This window comes from Clostridium cavendishii DSM 21758 (assembly GCF_900141845.1).
In the GTDB taxonomy this organism is placed as follows: Bacteria; Bacillota; Clostridia; order Clostridiales; family Clostridiaceae; genus Clostridium_AG; species Clostridium_AG cavendishii.
Genome location: NZ_FQZB01000010.1, coordinates 22,305 through 40,874, shown reverse-complemented (window position 1 = coordinate 40,874; position 18,570 = coordinate 22,305). Strand labels below are relative to the sequence as shown.

The window sequence follows — 18,570 nt, the reverse complement described above, 5'->3', positions numbered from 1 at the left end:
GAGGTAAGTATGAAAATAAAAATAAATAATAAAAGAATTTTAAGTATTATAGTAGTATTTATTTCAGTAATTTTATTTGGGGGATGGATTGTAGCAAAGGCAGTAGGTTCCACATCTACGGTAAATAAGGTAACACCTAATCTCACTATAGCCTCTGATAGTAATGAATATAATATATTTCAAAATCAGGTTGGTGAATTTAAGTTTACAGTTAAACCGGAGCCAATTCCTAAAAACTCAGTAGACAAGGCTAATAGAGATAAGCATATAGTATTATTAGTAAATACATCAAGATATATGGATGGGACAAAATTTTCAGAGCAAATAACTTCTGCAAAAGAATTTCTTAAAAAATTTAATGGAGATTCAAAAACAACCTTTTCAATTATAGAATTCAATGCAGTTTCTAAAATTAAATCAAAGAGTAATGAAATCTTTAAAGATTGTAGATATAGCTCGGAAGAGGCATCTAAGTTTTTAGATACTTTAACTATTAATAATAGCTATGGAGAAAATATAGGAGATGCAATAAGGACTACAAGGTTATTTTATAAAAATAGTGGAATAAAAGATAATGCTAATATAGACAAATATATGATAATGCTAACTCCAAATAAACCATCAGTTTTTTCCCATAGTCAATTACCATGGGATTCTGATTCAAAAAAGAATAGGCAACAAATAGGAGAGACGAAAATTTGGAATTGGGCTCCTGATAATGTTAAAAATAAATGTGAGTATTTTAATAGTACAAATTCTGATGAAATAAGTGGGACGTTTTGGAATATAGAGTTAGCTCAGTATGGAGATGGAACTGATCCAAAGGGATACGCAAAAGAATATGCTAATATGATGGCACAAGAATTAGTTACTGATAATATCAAAGCTTATTTTGTAGGATATTCAAATTCTGTTGATAAGACTACTATCTCTGATATAGCAAATAAGGCTAATGGAACTCTTTATTTTGCAAATGATGCAAATGAATTAGTGAATTTATACAAGGCAATTCCAGATGTTATAACATTAGGCTATGATGGAAGTGGAGCAACTGTAAAGATAAACGTTCCAGAGGGCTTGAAAGTATATACCCCTGTAGCAGTGGGAAATTCAGCAGTAGGATGGAATTCTAGTGCTACAATAGCTCTTCCAAATGTAAATTATAGATTAGATGGAGATAATTATGTAGCTGATCCTATTAAGGTTTCTGTTAAATTTAAAGCAGAAAAAGCAGGAGTTTTTGAAGATATAAATAGTAATGGTCAAACAAGTAATATCTTATTAACTTATAATAAACTAGATGGAAAAGCACAAGATGTTCTTATGGACTCTTCTATTAAAGTTAATGTAATGAAATTTAATCCAAGTGTAGCTATGGTAGCTAGCCGTAAAAGTGCTAATAATAATGGAGATACAGAAACTGTTCAAATTGGTAGTGCATATGATCTTAACTATACGTTAAATGTTAAATCTTCTGATCCTGCTAATGTACTTGATAATGCAGTTACAGCTATTAAGAATAAGAAAATAGTAGTAGCCATTGATAGCAGTATAACAGATAAATGCAAAGCTGATTTAAATATGTTTGTAGATAAAACCGTAAATTCAAAAACATCTTTAGCTATAGTTCAATATAGTGATATTGCTGAATGTTTAAAAATAGATGGAAAATCTTTTTCTAATGATATAGCAAGTATTAAGAAAACTATAAGTTCATTGCAAACAGTAACTAATAAAACTAGGAATACAGGAGATGCTCTAAGGGTATCAGCTGGAGTTCTAGCTGATGGAGATGAAAATAAGAGTATTTTACTTATAAGTGGAGGGAATCCTACAAGTTATGGAAGTACTGGAAGTGATAAATATAATGTGAAATTTGATGAGAAAATAAAATCGATTTCTATTCCAGATACAGATGGATACTCCCTTGAATATGCGAATTTAATAGCAAAGAATATTTCAGAGAGAGATGACTTGCAAATAAATCTTTTTGGGATAAATAATAACTCACAGGAAACTAATCTTAATGAAATTATTACTAGTGGAGCAGGAGAACTTTGTGCGTCGTATACCTCGTTGTTAGGAAGAATAGATGCAGATCAAGTTCTAAAAGGATATTTGAAACCAGTTTCTTTTAATTCAAATCTTAAAATGGATAATGAAGAGGAGGAAAATAAGGCTTATAGATGTGCAAAGATATATTTTGCTAATAACAATGGGAATTTAAGTAGCCAAGATACAATTAAGTTAGCAACACTTAGATTCACTGGTGAAGGTTTATACAAGCTTCATAATAGTTCTAATCATGAAAATGAAATGGCATATATGATAGGAAATGAACAGAAGTGTACAGCAACTCCTATGATGCAAGTTTTGGCCATAGATAATTGCAAACAAGCTATTGGATTATATACAAATTCAAAAGAAATTAGTAAAGTAGATGATAAGCCTAAAGTAGATGATGTAATTATATCTAGGTCTGATAAGACATTTGACATAGCAAATAAGAGTTATTTTCAAAGTGGAACAATCATACAGACTACAGGAAACGATAAATATAGTTTTATGATTGATATAGCAGGATTGAATTATATAGGAAGAGGTACAGATGGGAAACCGGAAATTACTATTAAATTGTTAAAGATTGAAGAAAGAAAGAAGCCTGATGGAACAACATATTATCAGATTCAGGATGAGGGTCTAGGGCAAGAATTAACTAATAAAAATCCAGTACTATTAGATAATACAGGGAGTTGTAAGTATTTAATCACTGTAAAAGGTAAAATAGATGTTCCAGGATATACTGAAAATAATTTATATAAAATTACTGTTCATAATAAAATTTTATTAAATAATACTATTGTTAAGGATGGGGCTTTAAATATTAATGTAGTTAAGAGTCCAGATTTATTCTAAAAAATAAGAGAATATTTATCAGAATATCGTTTTAAAAAACAATTATATATCTTCTTATTGTTAATAAGATCATTTTTCTCTTAAGAAATAACAAGATATTAATAAAGGTGAAGACTAAGTTAAATATAAAAAGGTTTAGCTTAGTCTTTTATTTATGGTTATTGATATATTTTCTATTATAAAGAGAAAATATATTATTATTAGACTACGTTAAATATAATGATTAATGAGTTTTTCCTTTCAGAATAATCAATAGTTATAATTTATTTTATACATGAATTAATTCAAAAAACACGCTAAAAAGCGAAAGAATATATTCTTTTTTAAAACGCAAATGCAAGTTAAAAATCATTTGTGTAAATGGAGAAAAAATATAGCTTATTCTGTTGACAAGCTTTATTATATGCCCTATAATAAGTTTTAATATAAACGAATATCCCTCGTATATACCTTGAATATGGCAAGGAGTATCTACCGGAAACCATTAAATTTCCGACTATGAGTGGCTTTGATGTGGTGTAGAATTTTCTATGGCGTATTAATTTCACTTATGGAATTAATACGCCTTTCTTGCATAAAAATAAAAAAATGCAAGAAAGACTTCAAATTTTATAAGTGCAAGCTGCTTTTATATAAGTCTCTGGTGGATAAACTTTCCGGAAAGGTTAATTATTTGAAGGTTTTAAATTGCTTTCAATGAGGGAACAATAACTTTTAGGAAAGTTATTTTAATTTACATAAAAAAATATATTCATAAAAAATAAGTTTTGGAGGAGTAAATATGGCAAGAATATTAAAAACAGCTTACACATTTGACGACGTTTTATTAGTACCAAACAAATCAGAGGTTTTACCAAATCAGGTAAGTTTAAAAACTAAACTTACAAAATCAATTACTTTAAATATTCCACTTCTTAGTGCAGGTATGGATACTGTAACTGAATCTAAGATGGCGATAGCTATAGCTAGAGAAGGTGGTATAGGTATAATACACAAGAATATGTCTATAGAAGCTCAAGCTAAAGAAGTTGATAAGGTAAAAAGACAAGAAAATGGAGTTATAACAGATCCTTTCTTTCTTTCTCCAAATCACACTTTAAGAGAAGCTAATGAACTTATGGGACAATACAGAATTTCTGGTGTTCCAATAACTGAAGAAGGTAAATTAGTTGGAATTATTACAAATAGAGATATATTATTTGAAACAGATTTTGAAAGAAAAATATCAGAAGTTATGACTAAGGAGAATCTTATAACTTCAGGAGAAAATACTTCTATTGATGAAGCTAAGGAAATACTTAAGAAGCACAAAATAGAAAAGTTACCTTTAGTAGATGAAGAAGGTTATTTAAAGGGCTTAATTACTATTAAAGATATAGAAAAAGCTAGAGTATTCCCAAATGCAGCTAAAGATAATAAGGGTAGACTATTATGTGGTGCAGCTGTTGGAGTTACAGTTGATATGATGGAAAGAGTAGATGCATTAGTTAAGGTTAAAGTAGATGTTATAACTATAGATACTGCTCATGGACATTCAAAAGGAGTTTTAGAAGGAGTTAGAACTATAAAGCTTAAATATCCAAACTTGCAAATTATAGCTGGTAATGTTGCTACAGCAGAAGCTACTAGAGATCTTATAGAAGCTGGAGCAGATTGTGTAAAGGTAGGTATAGGACCTGGTTCTATTTGTACAACAAGAGTTGTAGCAGGTGTTGGGGTACCTCAATTAACAGCAGTTATGGATTGTGCTGAAGAAGGAAGAAAGTATGGCGTTCCTGTTATAGCAGATGGAGGAATTAAATACTCAGGAGATATAGTTAAAGCACTTGCAGCAGGAGCTACTGTAGCTATGATGGGTTCTATGTTTGCTGGTTGTGATGAAGCTCCAGGAGCAGTAGAAATTTATCAAGGAAGAAGCTATAAAGTATACAGAGGAATGGGTTCTTTAGGAGCTATGGAAAAAGGTTCTAAGGATAGATATTTCCAAGCAGGAAATAAGAAGTTAGTTCCAGAGGGTGTTGAAGGAAGAGTTGCATATAAAGGCTTCTTAGCAGATACAATATTCCAACTTATCGGTGGTATAAGATCAGGTATGGGATATTTAGGAGCAGCAACTTTTGAAGATTTATATGAAAATGCTAATTTTGTAGTTCAAACATCAGCAGGATTTAGAGAAAGTCATCCTCATGATATAAATATAACTAAAGAAGCTCCAAACTATAGCGTAAGTCAATAATATGAATTAAAATAATAGAATGAGAGATTGAGAATGATTAGAAAAATTCAAAAATAATTTTCTATGAGTTCTCAACTGTCAATTATGAATTTCAGTTTTTAAAAATATATACATAAATTAAATCAAAATAAGGTGGAGGTCTAAGTATGAAGAGAGATTTGATACTTGTAGTCGATTTTGGCGGACAATATAATCAACTTATAGCAAGAAGAGTAAGAGAATGTGGTGTGTACTGTGAAATAATCCCTTATCATTATAGCTTAGAGCAAATAAAAGCTAAAAATCCAAAAGGAATAATATTTACAGGCGGTCCAAATAGTGTTTATGGAGAAAATACTCCAAAGATAGATGAAGGTGTATTCAATTTAGATGTACCTGTACTTGGAATCTGCTATGGAGATCAACTTATGTCATATATGCTAGGTGGAAAGGCGGCTACAGCTCCAATTAGTGAATATGGTAAAAGTAATATAAATATAGATTCTTCTTCAAGACTATTTAAAGGTATTGAAAAAGAAGAAATATGCTGGATGAGTCATACTGATTATGTTGAAAAAGCACCTGAAGGTTTTAAAATAACAGCTTATACAGATGTATGTCCAATAGCTGCTATGGAAAATGAAGAAAGAAAACTTTATGGAGTTCAATTCCACCCAGAAGTTGAACATACTCCATTTGGTCAAAAGATGCTTCAAAACTTCATACATGATATTTGTGGCTTAGAAGATAACTGGTCTATGGCTTCATTTGCGGAAGAAAAAATAAAAGAAATTAAAGAAATAGTTGGAGATAAGAAGCTTATATGTGCTTTATCTGGTGGAGTTGATTCATCAGTTGCAGCTGTTATGGTTCATAAAGCAGTAGGTAAGCAATTAACTTGTATATTTGTAGATCATGGTTTACTTAGAAAAGATGAAGGAGACCAAGTAGAAAAAATCTTTAGAGAAGGTTTTGATATGAATCTTATAAGAGTTAATGCTCAAGATAGATTCTTAGGAAAACTTGCAGGAGTTTCAGATCCAGAAACTAAGAGAAAAATAATAGGTGAAGAATTCATAAGAGTATTTGAAGAAGAAGCTAACAAAATAGGTGATGCTAAATTCTTAGTTCAAGGAACTATATACCCAGATGTAGTTGAAAGTGGAACAGGAACTTCAGCTGTTATAAAGAGTCACCACAATGTTGGAGGACTTCCAGAAGATATAGACTTTAAGCTTATAGAACCATTAAGAGAGTTATTTAAAGATGAAGTAAGAAAAGTTGGAGAAGAACTAGGAATACCTCATCACTTAGTTTGGAGACAGCCATTCCCAGGACCAGGTTTAGCTATAAGAGTTTTAGGAGATATAACTGAAGAAAAACTTGAAATAGTTAGAGAAGCTGATGCTATATTCAGAGAAGAGATAGCAAATGCAGGTCTTGAAGGTCAAATATGGCAATACTTTGCTTGTCTGCCTAATATACGTTCAGTAGGAGTTATGGGAGATGAAAGAACTTATTCACATACTGTAGCTTTAAGAGCTGTAACATCATCAGATGGAATGACTTCAAATTGGGCTCATATACCATATGAAGTTTTAGATAAGGTAAGTAGAAGAATTGTTAATGAAGTTAAGGGAGTAAACAGAATTGTTTATGATGTAACTTCAAAACCACCAGCAACTATTGAGTGGGAATAAACTAGAGTTATGATAAATTAAGGTTTTAGAAGGTTTGGTACTGCTAAAGGTACTGCAAAGTAGGTTTTGATTTTAGGGAAATTTTCCGTATATCAAAGCCTACTTTATTTTTATGTTTTTGGTTATCTTGTAACTTAAATTTAACTATACGGAGGGTTACATAATGGCTAAAACAAAAGGTTATAAAATTGGAATGGTTAACAAACAAGGAATGTTATTCAAGGACTTGTGCGAGATGTATTTTAAAAGGTGTGAAGCAAATGGGGTATCACATCATACCACCAACGGATACAAGAATATCTTAAAGTATTTCTATGAGTATTTACAATATAAAGGTGTATCAGAGGAGTTTTATTGCTATGAGTTTACTGCATATACTTTTGAGGATTTTAAGGTACATATAAAACAAGTAAGGAAAGTTAAGGATATTACAGTTAACAGTTATATCAGAAAACTTACACCTATGCTATCATACGGAATGGAGTTAGGATATATTGAAAAGTTTCCGTATTCATATGTTAAACATCAAGAAGTATTCAAAGATATTTACACAGAAGAGGAACTGAAGTTGTTGCTTAAAAAACCTTCTAAAGAGGATACTACAAACAGATTTGCAGAGTTTAGAAATTGGGCAATAATAAACTTCTTATTAGGTACAGGGATAAGGGCATTAGAATTAAGGGAGTTAAAAATAAGTAATGTAGATTTAAAAGAGGGGTTAGTAAATCTTTCTCATACAAAGAATAGAAAACCGAGACAAGTACCAATAAGTAATGTGTTGCACAAAGTGTTAGTTGAATATTTACAAGTAAGAGGTGGTACACCAAATGATTATTTATTCTGTACCTCTTACGGAGATAGAATGCCAAGGACTACATTACAAATGGGTATAGTTAAATATGCTAAAAGGAGAGGTGTGTTCAGATATTCACTACATCTATTCCGTCACACATTTGCTACACTTTTCCTTAGAGAAGGTGGCGACATCTATACTCTTAAAAGACTGTTAGGACATAGTAGTTATCGAATGACAGAATATTACTTACACCTAGATGGTAAGGATTTGAAATGTGCTACTGCATTTAATCCGTTGGATAAAATTAAGGTGGAAAACACAATGATTAAAATGAAATAGTTTTCTGTTTATAAGAAAGATACTACGCTTATTATACTCTATATATAAAATAAGTCTTTATGACATATATTATCACTTGTAAAACCGTTGGAAATACTCATTCTAGAGGGGGATAGGGTAATTTTGAAGGGGTAAAAATATGACTTTCCTTAAATGCAAAACCGTAAATTTTCCATGCACTCATACCAATGATACAAAAGAGAAGGATTTAAATATCCCCCTCCTTAAAAAATAGTTCCATATGAGAAATGATTAATTACAGGTACATCAAAAATTCATTTTACACCTCGTCATAGTTTAATTTCATTGTAAAATATGCATCATCATCATGATTATCAACGTAACAGCAAACGAAAAACTGATTTGATTTTGGAATATAGTGACAGTGTATAACACAACCTTTATAAAGTTCTTGCGAGGTTTTTAACAAGAACCTCTTCTTAGCTTTTATATCTTCTGTTTATTTCCATTTAACTCACCACCTTGTTTTTATCTTTATTTATTTTCTAAGTTAGTTCTTTATCGTTTATGGTTACTTTTACATTTTCTTTTACTACCGTTTCTTTAGGTTCTATATCTTTACTTCTTTTTTAGGTTTTGTGTTGAATCTAAGTCCTTTATTAGCTGAAAGTTGAGACGGTATAATTTCTTTTACAAATATTTTGGTTGGTTTATTCTTTCCTTGGTCAATCATTTCCCATAAGCCCCAAGCTTCTAATTCTTTTCTAATTTTAACAGCCTTTTGACTAGCACAACCTAAGTCCTCCATCACTTGGTCTACAGAATAGAAAATAAACTCTTGTTGATGTGTGTAGTCATACCACTCGTTTAATTTAGATAATTGAAGCCTGTCCAAGCCCCAAGTATAAAGTAACTTAGCATCACTAGATAAACCTTTGTAAGTTATTTTTTTAAAAGCTTTTGGCATTTTAGCAAATAGTTGACTTTCCTTTTGTAAAATGGGTTGGTTATCCATTGATATCCTCCTTTCGTTTGTAAATTTTATCTCATACCTACTTAACAAGTGAAGTTGTTAATATGGGACATTTTTAATGGTGTTATACTAATCTAGTCATAAGGGTAATATGGGACAAACGATGGTTTTTGAATAGTGATTATAAAAAGTCTGAATAGTGATTATAAAACTATGAATTGTGATATTCACTATCGAATAATACTTAATTAGTAAGACTTAATGATAAATACTTATATTTACCTGCTAAGGCAGGTTATTACTCCGTTATATAGATATTAAAGAATCAATCCGTTATAGAGTAATTAATAAATAGTGGATAAGAGTTTATATTAAAGTGGGCTAGACAGGATGCGATTTTCGTATACCTCGCCCTTTGTATAAATGAATAACGGACATGGAATATCAAGTAATTAAATTAAATAAAAGGTTAGTTTGTATGAGAAAAATGGGATATTCTATTAAGATTTGAATTTTTGTAATAATATGGTATAATTTAATCAATATATTGATTCGACTTTGTAAAATTTTGCGAATTAATTGCCTTACTTGGAGGTGTTTTTATGGATGATGATTTATGGTATTGTCCTGCTACTGAAAAAGAAATTGATTGGGGACTATGTTGGGAATATTGTTTTGTAGATATAGGCGGACCTATTGATACTGCTTATGAACTAAAGAGGTGGATTGAAGTAACAAAGAAGTTTAATGATATTAAAGAATTTCATAAGGTATGTGAAAAATGTATTCATTGTCAATGGACAAATTAGTTCACAACATTCTTTTATTGCGAAGAAGTAGAGTTTATTTAGGTATAGGACTTTAGTATAAGAATAACTAAATGATATATATAAAGAATTATTTGCATATAGTTATGGATATACTTTTATTGAAATAGGTTAAATGGAAAGCACTCTATCATTGGATATAGAAAGGTTTATTAATAGCTTTAGCTTATACAGAAATTATAAAAATAGCCTTGCTATCTAATAATAGGTAGTAGGGCATTTTTATTTTAGTTACACATCTTTCAGTCAATCTTGTCTTATACGGAATGCATTAGTGAAGGCTAGATGTGTCCTTAATTAGATTTGAAAAAAATAAAAATGAACCCTTAATTAAAATCAAGAATTTACTATATATTAATGCCTAAACATGACTGGCAAAATTTATTAAATACCCCCCACCTCTTACACATTTACAATACCTTTGAATCATATAATGTTGGATAGCATTAAACTGTTTATCAGAAGTGTACTTATAACAAATATATTAAAGTAATGCAGATGTGTTTGTTATAAGTTATTTTATGAATTTATAAATAAATGTTTGTATAAATCATTGATTCTAAATAAACACTTTAGTATACTATATACATCTAGTAAGTTATATTAAAGGAGTTGTTATAGTATGAATATTGGATATGTAAGGGTAAGCACTGTTGAACAGAATGATGGTAGACAAGTTGAAGCATTGGCTAAACACAATATTGAAAAGTGGTTCAAGGAAAAGGTATCAGCTAAGGATACTAATAGACCACAGTTACAAGCTATGTTAGACTTTGCTAGAGATGGAGATACAATATACATACATGATTTTTCTAGACTTGCTAGAAGTACAAAAGACTTGTTAGAACTTATAGAGGTGCTTCAAGATAAGGGCATTAACCTAGTTAGTAACAAAGAGAATATTGATACCTCTACACCAACTGGTAAGTTGATGCTTACAATGATAGGTGCTATAAATGAATTTGAACGTATGAACCTTTTAGAAAGACAAAGAGAAGGCATAGCATTAGCTAAAGCTGATGGGAAGTATAAGGGTAGAAAGGAAATTGGTTATCCGTCTAACTGGGAAGATGTTTATAACCAATGGAAGACTAGAAAAATTACTGGCAATAATGCTATGGAATTACTTGGACTTAAGCGTAATACATTCTATAAATTGGTGAAGGACTATGAACAATAAGTTTGTAGCCCTTTTTTATTTTGTAGTTGTCCCATTCCGTTTACTCAGCTTGTTATCAAAGCATAAGGGTTAGATAAATCCCCTTAAAAAATGATAAAAAGGTGGAATGAAAAAATGAGTAAAGGTATTTTAGAAATGAACAATGGAAACAACAACAATAATGGTGGTGAAAAGAAAGAAACTGCTTTAAGATTCTTAAAAGAAGGAGAAAGCCTTATAGTAGGAATCCCTTCAATAAAAGAGTTCTACTTAAAGCAAATCGTTAGTGTGTATGATTCAGTAATCAATACTCCTGTAATTCTTCCGACAGTAGTTGAGAAGATTGAGAAAACACTGTATGACAAAGTAGTTAAGGAACTTTGGAATGACTACAACGAGGTTAAAGGTGATGAGGTTACGAGAAAGAAAGTTCTTAACAAAATTAATGCTTTAAAAAGACAGGACTATGTTTACTTTGGAATGAAAGACATCAACACTGGTGAGGACATCATCTTATCAATGGGAATCAACTTAGAAGAGGGTAGAAGGAACAAAGCAGGAAACAACTTTTATCAAGCTATTACTAAGATGGAAAAGCATTTAAAGAAGTTCCCATTAGAGATAACTAAAGGTAGCATGGGTGCGTGGACAATACTTCCGTACATGGAAGATTTAACGGATAAACAAGAAGTAAATTTAAAAGCTACAACAGAGATTAGAGAAGAAGTTTATACATCAGTATTCTTCAAGTCAAGTGAAGAGAAACAAGCTTCTGATGTAAGAAAGTTTGGAAAGAAATTTGGATTCAATGTTGAAAGAGTAGGTATTTCAGCAGACGAACCTTCTAGGGAAGAAATTAATACATGTGAAGAGAATTATTGCTTCTAATTAGGGAAAGGGGAGAAAAGTCCAAATACCAATATAACGGAACACGAAGATTTACTTGCTTATACATTTTCACACACACATTTTAATAATGTTGATGTTGCTAGGAATAACAGATTTTAATGTAAGTGCTATTAAGAATAAAAGAACTTGGAGGTAAGTTACAGATAAGTTAGCACTACAAGCAAATTAGGCTAGGGAAACCTAGTCTTTTTTATGCCTTGAAGTATCAGTTATAACCTTAGGGAAGCCTTATATAAGACTTAGAAAAAGCTTATAATAAATCTGCTTTTAATTTTGGCTATGTAAAAGAATAGTGTGTTGAAATAGCATATATTTCGTATGCAAGTTTATCCAAAAACTATATAATATACTTAATGCACAATTGTTTTAAATACGAATCATGTGAGGTGATATTAATGAATAAATTGAAGACACCATTAGGTTTTATAAAAATATATAAGGATGATATAGAGATAGAATATAATGCTATAAGATTGGAAAATAATTCAGCTATATTTCCTAATGTTGATGGCAGATATAGAATAGCAGTAGAATATGAAAGTGATAGTTTACCACATTTAATTTGTTGCATCATTGATGACATGAATTATAGCAAAGTTAAATGTTTTCCTGAATCAGGAGAAAGACTGGAGTGCCAAGCTTTTTATCAAGGAGGGGTAAAGTTATCAATTGGAATAGAATGCGATACTGGGTACTTTGATACTGGAGAAAGAATTGGTAACTATGATTTTGATAGCAAGTATCTAGAAAACGGAATAGGATACAACATATTACCAACCACCGAATCTCATGAACTTGTTTTTGGCATAGCTTGGATTAATGATTGTACCGATGAAAATGATTTGCAAACGTGGTTTGGGGCAGACCCAACACTTATGTAATTAATTGGGGAAATTGAAGTTCTAATAATTTGTAATATTTATTCATGGTGACTCAGTAGAAAGGTATTTTAAAAGGTGATTTTAGATGCTATTAAAAAATTTATTGTATCTTCTTTTTAATTTGTGATAAACTTACTGTAGTTACAAGGTAGTTATTTTTGTAATCAAAACCTACTACAGCAATTACATACAAACCACCATTCTGCTAACATACTGCAAATACAGGGACTTAGGGGAGTGGGAAAGTTAGTACAAACTATTTATGATGTAACTTCTAAACCACCAGCAACTATTGAGTGGGAATAAAATAAACATAATAAATTTAATAGAATAGATGATTTAAAGACATATTAGATAAAGAATTTTAATTCTTTATCTAATATGTCTTTTTTATTTTTGAACATTAAAGGAAGTATTTTGAAATTTAAGCAAAAGATGATGTTGTTAAAATTTATTTTATATTAATTCTTCACATATAACCTTGCATTTTAATCCTGTAGCCTCTTTATCATCTATCCACATTGTATAAACTAAAAAATCTTTACTAGTAATTTTATCTAAGTTTGATAGGTTTTCTATGACATATATATTATTATCCTCACACAATTTGTCAGCTGGAGTATGTTCCTCTCCTTGTCTTATACCTGCAGTATCTATTCCTATAAAACTTACTTTTCTATGGCATAATTCTTTGATAAGTTCATGAGAAAGTTGTGGATGATTTTCAAAGTATTCTTTAGTGCCATAGACTTTCTTTATTCTATCTGTTCTAAATATTACGAAATCACCTTTTTTTATATTCTCTAAATCTATATCATTTTTGTTAATTTCTCGTTTTTCAGAAAATGCTGTTGTATTAACCAACACTCCTCTTCGTTTAAAATACTCCAATGGAATTTGCGATTTTAAGTATGTGTCTAAATGCGTACCAACATGGCCCATGGCTATATGCTTATTTTCTTGACGCCTTAACCAAGGCTCAATCAACTCCATTTTACATTTTGTTGTTAAATCTATAATCATATTATCAACCTCTTTCTTTAATTAATTCACTTAGATATTTGTTGTAGTCTTCCAAAAATTCATTTATTATCTTTTTTTTCGTTATATCTATGCATTTGAAAAACTTAAGCTCGCGCTCTTCCCAATCTCTGTGCGATTTTTGATGGGAGTTATATATTTCAAGCCCAGCAGCTGTTAATTTATAATAAATTTCTTTTTTGTTTTCATCGTTCTTATAACTTTCAATTAATCCGTTTTTTCTTAATTTAGATAGGATTTTACTTACAGCGCTTCTTGTTAGTTTGAGTTCATCGGCAATTAAAACTCCATTAAATTTCTCTTTACTCCCAATAAGATCTATTGTATGAACCTCTGAAATGGAATAAGCATTAAAAAGCTTTGAATCTGTTAAAATACTTAATTCGTTTTGTTTTTCGTAAATATTTTTAAATAAATTTAATATTGTTTCATCCATTATAATCAGCTCCTATATTGTTTCCTTAGTCAACAATATTATTGTATTATTTATTGTTTCCTTTGTCAACAATAAATAATTAGACTGAAGTACTAATGAGAATTAAATTAGTAATGATGAATTTTTTAATATTAAAGATACTTTTGAAATTCATAGATAACTCCTAATAAAAGACCGGATAAGCTTATAATTTTTCTAAAGAAATTCTAATTTTCATACGGTAAAACTTTTGTATTTTAATGAGAAATAATATATATAATTTCAACACAAATTTTTACATATTAAATAATAACGTTAAAAAATTTTTAATGTTAAAATTATCTAAATGAAATTTTTTAACAGGAAACTTGTAACAATTTTTAAAGAAAATAATTGGCTAAAGATAAGTTATATTTTAATAATGGCTATTTTAAAGGGATTGGACGATATAGATAAGAATGATTTATCAAATAATAAAAAAATATGTAAAAATATTAAAGGATGTATATTTACAAAGTATTTGTTAAGATATATAATAATAAATAACAAATTTGAATTGTAAATTGTTTAAAAAAACACTTTTTTATTAATAAAATGATTTTGAATGATTATATTGTAATAAATTTCATATGAAGTGGCATAAAATAAAATATTCAAATGTTTTTAAATTAAGAAAAAGTGAAGAATTAAAAATAAGATATTTAATGATAAAAACCAGCATAAAAATATATAGTTGGTAAAAAATATATATAAAAAGTTTTAGGGGGAAAATTCATGAAAAGAAAATTGGTAACTATGTTATCAGTAGTGATGGTAGCATCAACAATATTTACTGCATGTGGCAAAAGTGGCGAAGCCGCAAAGGAAACTAAAAAAATTGACAAAAAATCATCAGAAAAAAAAGAAGCTAAAGATCCAGCTAAGCTTCCACAGACGGCTAAAAATAGAAAAGATACTTTAATAGTAGGGGTACAAACACCACCAGGAAATTTTAATCCTATATATGGGCAAACTGTAGATGATCAATATGTTGTAAACTTAGTTTTTGATTCTTTAACAGCAAATGATAAGGATGGAAATCCAACTCCAAGGCTTGCTGAAAAGTGGGACCTTACAAATGGAGATAAGACTTATACATTCCACTTAAGAAAAGGAGTAAAGTTCTCTAATGGCAATGACTTTACTGCAAAAGACGTAGCTTTTACATATACTGCTCTATGTGATCCAAGTTATGATGGTCCAATGGGTAATTATGTAGAACATATAGATGGTTATGAAGAATATAAAAAAGGGAATGCAACAGAAGTAAAAGGAATTAAGGTTATAGATGATAATACTATTTCATTTACAATGAAGGAAGTATATGCGCCATCTATGGATGCTTTTGGTTATGGTGTAGGAATTATGCCTAAGAGCGAATATGATTTCCCTAAAGGTAATATTCAAAAGTTAAAAGACAAATTTTTAACACCTGTGGGCTCAGGTCCTTATAAATTTGTGAATTTTAAACAAGGACAAGAGGTTAATCTTACAAGAAATGATAATTATTGGAATGGTCAACCTAAAATAACTAATATCATATTAAAAAGTACAAATGCATCTACACAAATTCAAGAATTAGTGAGTGGTGGTGTAGATATAGATAGAATTCCAGCAAGACCAGAAAATATTCAACAATTAGAGGCAGCTGGATTTTTAGAAGAACAAATATATCCTAAAAATGGTTATGGATATATAGGTTTCAACTTAAGAGATAAAAAATTTGCTGATAAAAAAGTACGTCAGGCTTTGACTTATGGATTTGATAGACAAAAGTTTGTAGATACTTATTATAAAGGTTATGCAGATGTATGTCATAGCGCAATAAATACAGTATCTTGGGCTTATGAAAGTAATTTAAACGAATATAAGTATGATAAGGATAAAGCAGAAAAACTTTTAGATGAAGCAGGATGGAAAAAAGGATCAGATGGTATAAGAGAAAAAGATGGCGAAAAATTCAAAATAAAATGGCTTACTTATACAGGATCTAAATATGTTGATACATTAATACCTATACTACAACAAGATTGGAAGAAAATAGGGGTAGAGGTTGTTCCAGAACTTGTGGAATTTGCAACTTTATCATCAAAGGTAACGGACAAAAGAGAGTTTGAATTGTGTAATATGGCATGGGCAAGTTCCTTAGATCCAGATCAATTAGGTACCTTTGGAATCCAACAAGATGTTCCAGGTGGATTTAACGCTGGTGGATTTAGAAATGAAGAAAGTGATAAGCTTCTTAAAGAAGGAATAGCAGTAACAGACAAAGCAAAGAGAAAAGAGGTTTATTCTAAATGGCAAAAATTAGTTAATGATGAGCTGCCATATATTTTCTTAGATTCATCAAAAGAAATGTTCTCAGTAAGTTCAAAGGTAAAGAATATGGATATATCTACTTATGTAAATTGGACTATGAATATAGATAAGGTAGAATTACAATAGCAAATAAGTAATGATAAGAAAGCCTGGAAGGAGGTTCCAGGCTTTATTTAAAATAGGGGGGTTAGTATGAAACAGTATATCATAAGAAGAGTATTACAAATAATACCTACATTAATAGGTATATCTTTGTTTATATTCATAATATTTGCATTGGCGCCTGGTGATGCGTTATCAGCTAATATGGATCCACATATGAGTGCTGAAAGAAAACAAGAAATAAGAGCACAATATCATTTAAATGAACCAAAACATGTTCAATATTATTATTGGTTAAAAGGTGTAGTTAAAGATCATACATTTGGGGAATCTTTTTACTACAAAAAACCAGTTACAGCTGTAATGCATGATTTTATCGGAAATTCATTTTATTTAGCCTTAGCTTCGCTAGTTTTAGGAGTTATAATAGCCGTTCCAATTGGAGTTGTGTCGGCTACCAAACAGTATTCGGGATTCGATAAATTTTTCACGGTATTTGCACTCATAGGTATTTCATTGCCATCTTTCTTCTTTGGATTATTATTAATAAAATGGCTTGGAGTTGATTTGCAACTTTTACCATTCTCAGGTATGAGAACAGCAGGAAGTAATTATACAGGAATTGAAGGATTTTTAGATGTATTAAAACATATGACATTACCATTAATAGTATTAACTTTAGGTAGTGTTGCGGGGTGGATGAGGTATACTCGTTCAAGTATGTTAGAAGTTATAAGACAAGATTATATTAGAACAGCTAGAGCTAAAGGTCTTAAAGAAAAGGTTGTTGTGTACAAGCATGCGTTGAGAAATGCTCTTATACCAGTAATAACTTTATTAGGATTTTCAATACCAGGATTATTTTCAGGAGCTACCTTAACAGAAACTATATTTAACTGGCCTGGTATAGGACCAGTTCAATTAGCAGCTGTTAACAATAGAGATTATTATTTATTAATGGGATTAAATATGCTACTTGCTACATTAACACTAGTAGGAAATCTTATAGCAGATGTGTTATATGCATTAGTAGACCCAAGAATAAGATTAAAGTAAGGGGGAGCTTTCATGAAAAAGGACGATAAAGTTATAGAAAAAAAAGAAAAGATAGAAAGTCCATGGACCGTAGCCTGGAAGAGACTTAAAAAGAATAAGCTATCAATGGCTGGTTTATATATAATAATAGCCCTTATTTTAATTGCAATAATAGGGCCTATCGTTTATCCACAAAGTTGGGAGACAACAGATTTAGTGAATACTTTTGCAAAACCATCATCTGAGCATTTATTAGGTACTGATAATGTTGGTAGAGATGTACTTGCAAGACTTATGTATGGTGGAAGAATATCCTTAGCAGTTGGGTTTATAGCAGTATCAATTTCAGTTGCAATAGGTACTATTTTAGGAATTGTAGCTGGTTATTATGGTGGAATAGTAGATACTATAATAATGAGAATAGTTGATATATTTTTATGCTTCCCATTCTTACCACTTTTATTAATGGTATCGGCAATGATGTCGGATAATAGTGTAGCACCAGATAAAAGAATGTATATAGTTATGGTTATAATAGGTGTTTTAAGTTGGCCGAGTCTTTGTCGTTTAGTAAGAGGACAAATATTATCACTTAGAGAACAAGAATTTATGCAAGCTGCAGAAGCTTTAGGGTTAAGTGATAGAAGAAAGATGTTTGTTCATTTATTACCAAATACTCTTGCATCTATAATAGTTTCAGCTACATTAGGTATAGGTTCAGCTATCCTTACTGAATCAGCATTAAGCTTTTTGGGTCTTGGAGTTACTCCTCCTACACCAACTTGGGGAAATATGATACAAGCAGCTAATGATGCATATGCATTACAATTTCAACCATGGCTTTGGATGCCAGCTGGAGTTTGTATATTCTTAACAGTTATGTCTATCAATTTATTTGGTGATGGTTTAAGAGACGCTCTAGATCCAAAACTTAAGGTGTAGA

15 protein-coding genes and 1 riboswitch are annotated in these 18,570 nt (G+C 30.3%); of the genes, 12 read left to right on the top strand and 3 right to left on the bottom strand.

Translation table 11 applies throughout. The annotated features are described in order from the left end of the window. Positions 1–9: 9 nt before the first annotated feature. From BUB01_RS11735 to BUB01_RS11720, 4 genes are all read left to right on the top strand, one after another. Positions 10–2,916: a vWA domain-containing protein gene (locus tag BUB01_RS11735; RefSeq protein ID WP_072987700.1), complete on the top strand. Its 2,907-nt coding sequence runs from the start codon at positions 10–12 to the stop codon at positions 2,914–2,916. Between the two features lie 420 nt (positions 2,917–3,336). Next, positions 3,337–3,435, top strand: a riboswitch (purine riboswitch). Positions 3,436–3,697: 262 nt separating this feature from the next. Further along, a complete protein-coding gene (guaB, locus tag BUB01_RS11730; RefSeq protein ID WP_072987697.1) occupies positions 3,698–5,152 on the top strand; it encodes an IMP dehydrogenase in 1,455 nt (484 codons plus the stop codon). 146 nt (positions 5,153–5,298) lie between these two features. Continuing rightward, positions 5,299–6,831 carry a glutamine-hydrolyzing GMP synthase gene (guaA, locus tag BUB01_RS11725; RefSeq protein ID WP_072987694.1) on the top strand — a complete coding sequence of 511 codons (1,533 nt, stop codon included), beginning with the start codon at positions 5,299–5,301 and terminating at the stop codon, positions 6,829–6,831. Positions 6,832–6,994: 163 nt separating this feature from the next. Next, a complete protein-coding gene (locus BUB01_RS11720) occupies positions 6,995–7,966 on the top strand; it encodes a tyrosine-type recombinase/integrase (RefSeq protein WP_072987691.1) in 972 nt (323 codons plus the stop codon). Positions 7,967–8,537: 571 nt separating this feature from the next. Here BUB01_RS11720 and BUB01_RS11715 read toward each other — a convergent pair. Next, positions 8,538–8,942 (bottom strand): replication initiator protein A, encoded by a 405-nt coding sequence (locus tag BUB01_RS11715; RefSeq protein ID WP_072987688.1) that lies wholly within the window; start codon positions 8,940–8,942, stop codon positions 8,538–8,540. 560 nt (positions 8,943–9,502) lie between these two features. Between BUB01_RS11715 and BUB01_RS11710 the strand changes: the two genes are divergently transcribed. The 4 genes from BUB01_RS11710 (at position 9,503) to BUB01_RS11695 (ending at position 12,676) form a co-directional block, all read left to right on the top strand. Then, a complete protein-coding gene (locus BUB01_RS11710) occupies positions 9,503–9,709 on the top strand; it encodes a hypothetical protein (protein WP_072987685.1) in 207 nt (68 codons plus the stop codon). Positions 9,710–10,349: 640 nt separating this feature from the next. Next, a complete protein-coding gene (locus BUB01_RS11705) occupies positions 10,350–10,907 on the top strand; it encodes a recombinase family protein (protein ID WP_072987682.1) in 558 nt (185 codons plus the stop codon). A 114-nt stretch (positions 10,908–11,021) separates the two neighbouring features. Next, on the top strand, positions 11,022–11,774 hold the full coding sequence (locus tag BUB01_RS11700) for a hypothetical protein (protein ID WP_072987680.1): 753 nt from the start codon (positions 11,022–11,024) through the stop codon (positions 11,772–11,774). Positions 11,775–12,190: 416 nt separating this feature from the next. Next, on the top strand, positions 12,191–12,676 hold the full coding sequence (locus BUB01_RS11695) for a hypothetical protein (protein WP_072987677.1): 486 nt from the start codon (positions 12,191–12,193) through the stop codon (positions 12,674–12,676). Positions 12,677–13,132: 456 nt separating this feature from the next. Here BUB01_RS11695 and BUB01_RS11690 read toward each other — a convergent pair whose 3' ends face one another. Both BUB01_RS11690 and BUB01_RS11685 read right to left on the bottom strand, forming a co-directional pair. After that, positions 13,133–13,699, bottom strand: a complete 567-nt coding sequence (locus BUB01_RS11690; protein ID WP_072987674.1) for a cyclase family protein — start codon at positions 13,697–13,699, stop codon at positions 13,133–13,135. A 4-nt stretch (positions 13,700–13,703) separates the two neighbouring features. Continuing rightward, complete coding sequence (locus tag BUB01_RS11685) at positions 13,704–14,153, bottom strand: MarR family winged helix-turn-helix transcriptional regulator (RefSeq protein ID WP_072987671.1); 450 nt, start codon at positions 14,151–14,153, stop codon at positions 13,704–13,706. Between the two features lie 325 nt (positions 14,154–14,478). Here BUB01_RS11685 and BUB01_RS23585 point away from each other — a divergent pair, with 325 nt between their 5' ends. From BUB01_RS23585 to opp4C, 4 genes are all read left to right on the top strand, one after another. Then, a complete protein-coding gene (locus BUB01_RS23585; RefSeq protein ID WP_072987668.1) occupies positions 14,479–14,694 on the top strand; it encodes a hypothetical protein in 216 nt (71 codons plus the stop codon). A gap of 212 nt (positions 14,695–14,906) precedes the next feature. After that, positions 14,907–16,616, top strand: a complete 1,710-nt coding sequence (locus BUB01_RS11675) for an ABC transporter substrate-binding protein (protein ID WP_072987666.1) — start codon at positions 14,907–14,909, stop codon at positions 16,614–16,616. Positions 16,617–16,682: 66 nt separating this feature from the next. After that, the gene (locus BUB01_RS11670; RefSeq protein ID WP_072987663.1) at positions 16,683–17,648 is read left to right on the top strand and encodes an ABC transporter permease; all 966 of its coding nucleotides are present in this window, start codon (positions 16,683–16,685) and stop codon (positions 17,646–17,648) included. Between the two features lie 12 nt (positions 17,649–17,660). Continuing rightward, positions 17,661–18,569 (top strand): oligopeptide ABC transporter permease, encoded by a 909-nt coding sequence (opp4C, locus tag BUB01_RS11665; RefSeq protein WP_072987660.1) that lies wholly within the window; start codon positions 17,661–17,663, stop codon positions 18,567–18,569. Position 18,570 lies beyond the last annotated feature (1 nt).

What these genes read in the sequence shown, in the direction of transcription:
- BUB01_RS11735 (WP_072987700.1), top strand. Translation starts at nt 10, where the DNA reads ATGAAAATAAAAATAAATAATAAAAGAATTTTAAGTATTATAGTAGTA.
- guaB (WP_072987697.1), top strand. Translation starts at nt 3,698, where the DNA reads ATGGCAAGAATATTAAAAACAGCTTACACATTTGACGACGTTTTATTA.
- guaA (WP_072987694.1), top strand. Translation starts at nt 5,299, where the DNA reads ATGAAGAGAGATTTGATACTTGTAGTCGATTTTGGCGGACAATATAAT.
- BUB01_RS11720 (WP_072987691.1), top strand. Translation starts at nt 6,995, where the DNA reads ATGGCTAAAACAAAAGGTTATAAAATTGGAATGGTTAACAAACAAGGA.
- BUB01_RS11715 (WP_072987688.1), bottom strand. Translation starts at nt 8,942, where the DNA reads ATGGATAACCAACCCATTTTACAAAAGGAAAGTCAACTATTTGCTAAA.
- BUB01_RS11710 (WP_072987685.1), top strand. Translation starts at nt 9,503, where the DNA reads ATGGATGATGATTTATGGTATTGTCCTGCTACTGAAAAAGAAATTGAT.
- BUB01_RS11705 (WP_072987682.1), top strand. Translation starts at nt 10,350, where the DNA reads ATGAATATTGGATATGTAAGGGTAAGCACTGTTGAACAGAATGATGGT.
- BUB01_RS11700 (WP_072987680.1), top strand. Translation starts at nt 11,022, where the DNA reads ATGAGTAAAGGTATTTTAGAAATGAACAATGGAAACAACAACAATAAT.
- BUB01_RS11695 (WP_072987677.1), top strand. Translation starts at nt 12,191, where the DNA reads ATGAATAAATTGAAGACACCATTAGGTTTTATAAAAATATATAAGGAT.
- BUB01_RS11690 (WP_072987674.1), bottom strand. Translation starts at nt 13,699, where the DNA reads ATGATTATAGATTTAACAACAAAATGTAAAATGGAGTTGATTGAGCCT.
- BUB01_RS11685 (WP_072987671.1), bottom strand. Translation starts at nt 14,153, where the DNA reads ATGGATGAAACAATATTAAATTTATTTAAAAATATTTACGAAAAACAA.
- BUB01_RS23585 (WP_072987668.1), top strand. Translation starts at nt 14,479, where the DNA reads ATGAAATTTTTTAACAGGAAACTTGTAACAATTTTTAAAGAAAATAAT.
- BUB01_RS11675 (WP_072987666.1), top strand. Translation starts at nt 14,907, where the DNA reads ATGAAAAGAAAATTGGTAACTATGTTATCAGTAGTGATGGTAGCATCA.
- BUB01_RS11670 (WP_072987663.1), top strand. Translation starts at nt 16,683, where the DNA reads ATGAAACAGTATATCATAAGAAGAGTATTACAAATAATACCTACATTA.
- opp4C (WP_072987660.1), top strand. Translation starts at nt 17,661, where the DNA reads ATGAAAAAGGACGATAAAGTTATAGAAAAAAAAGAAAAGATAGAAAGT.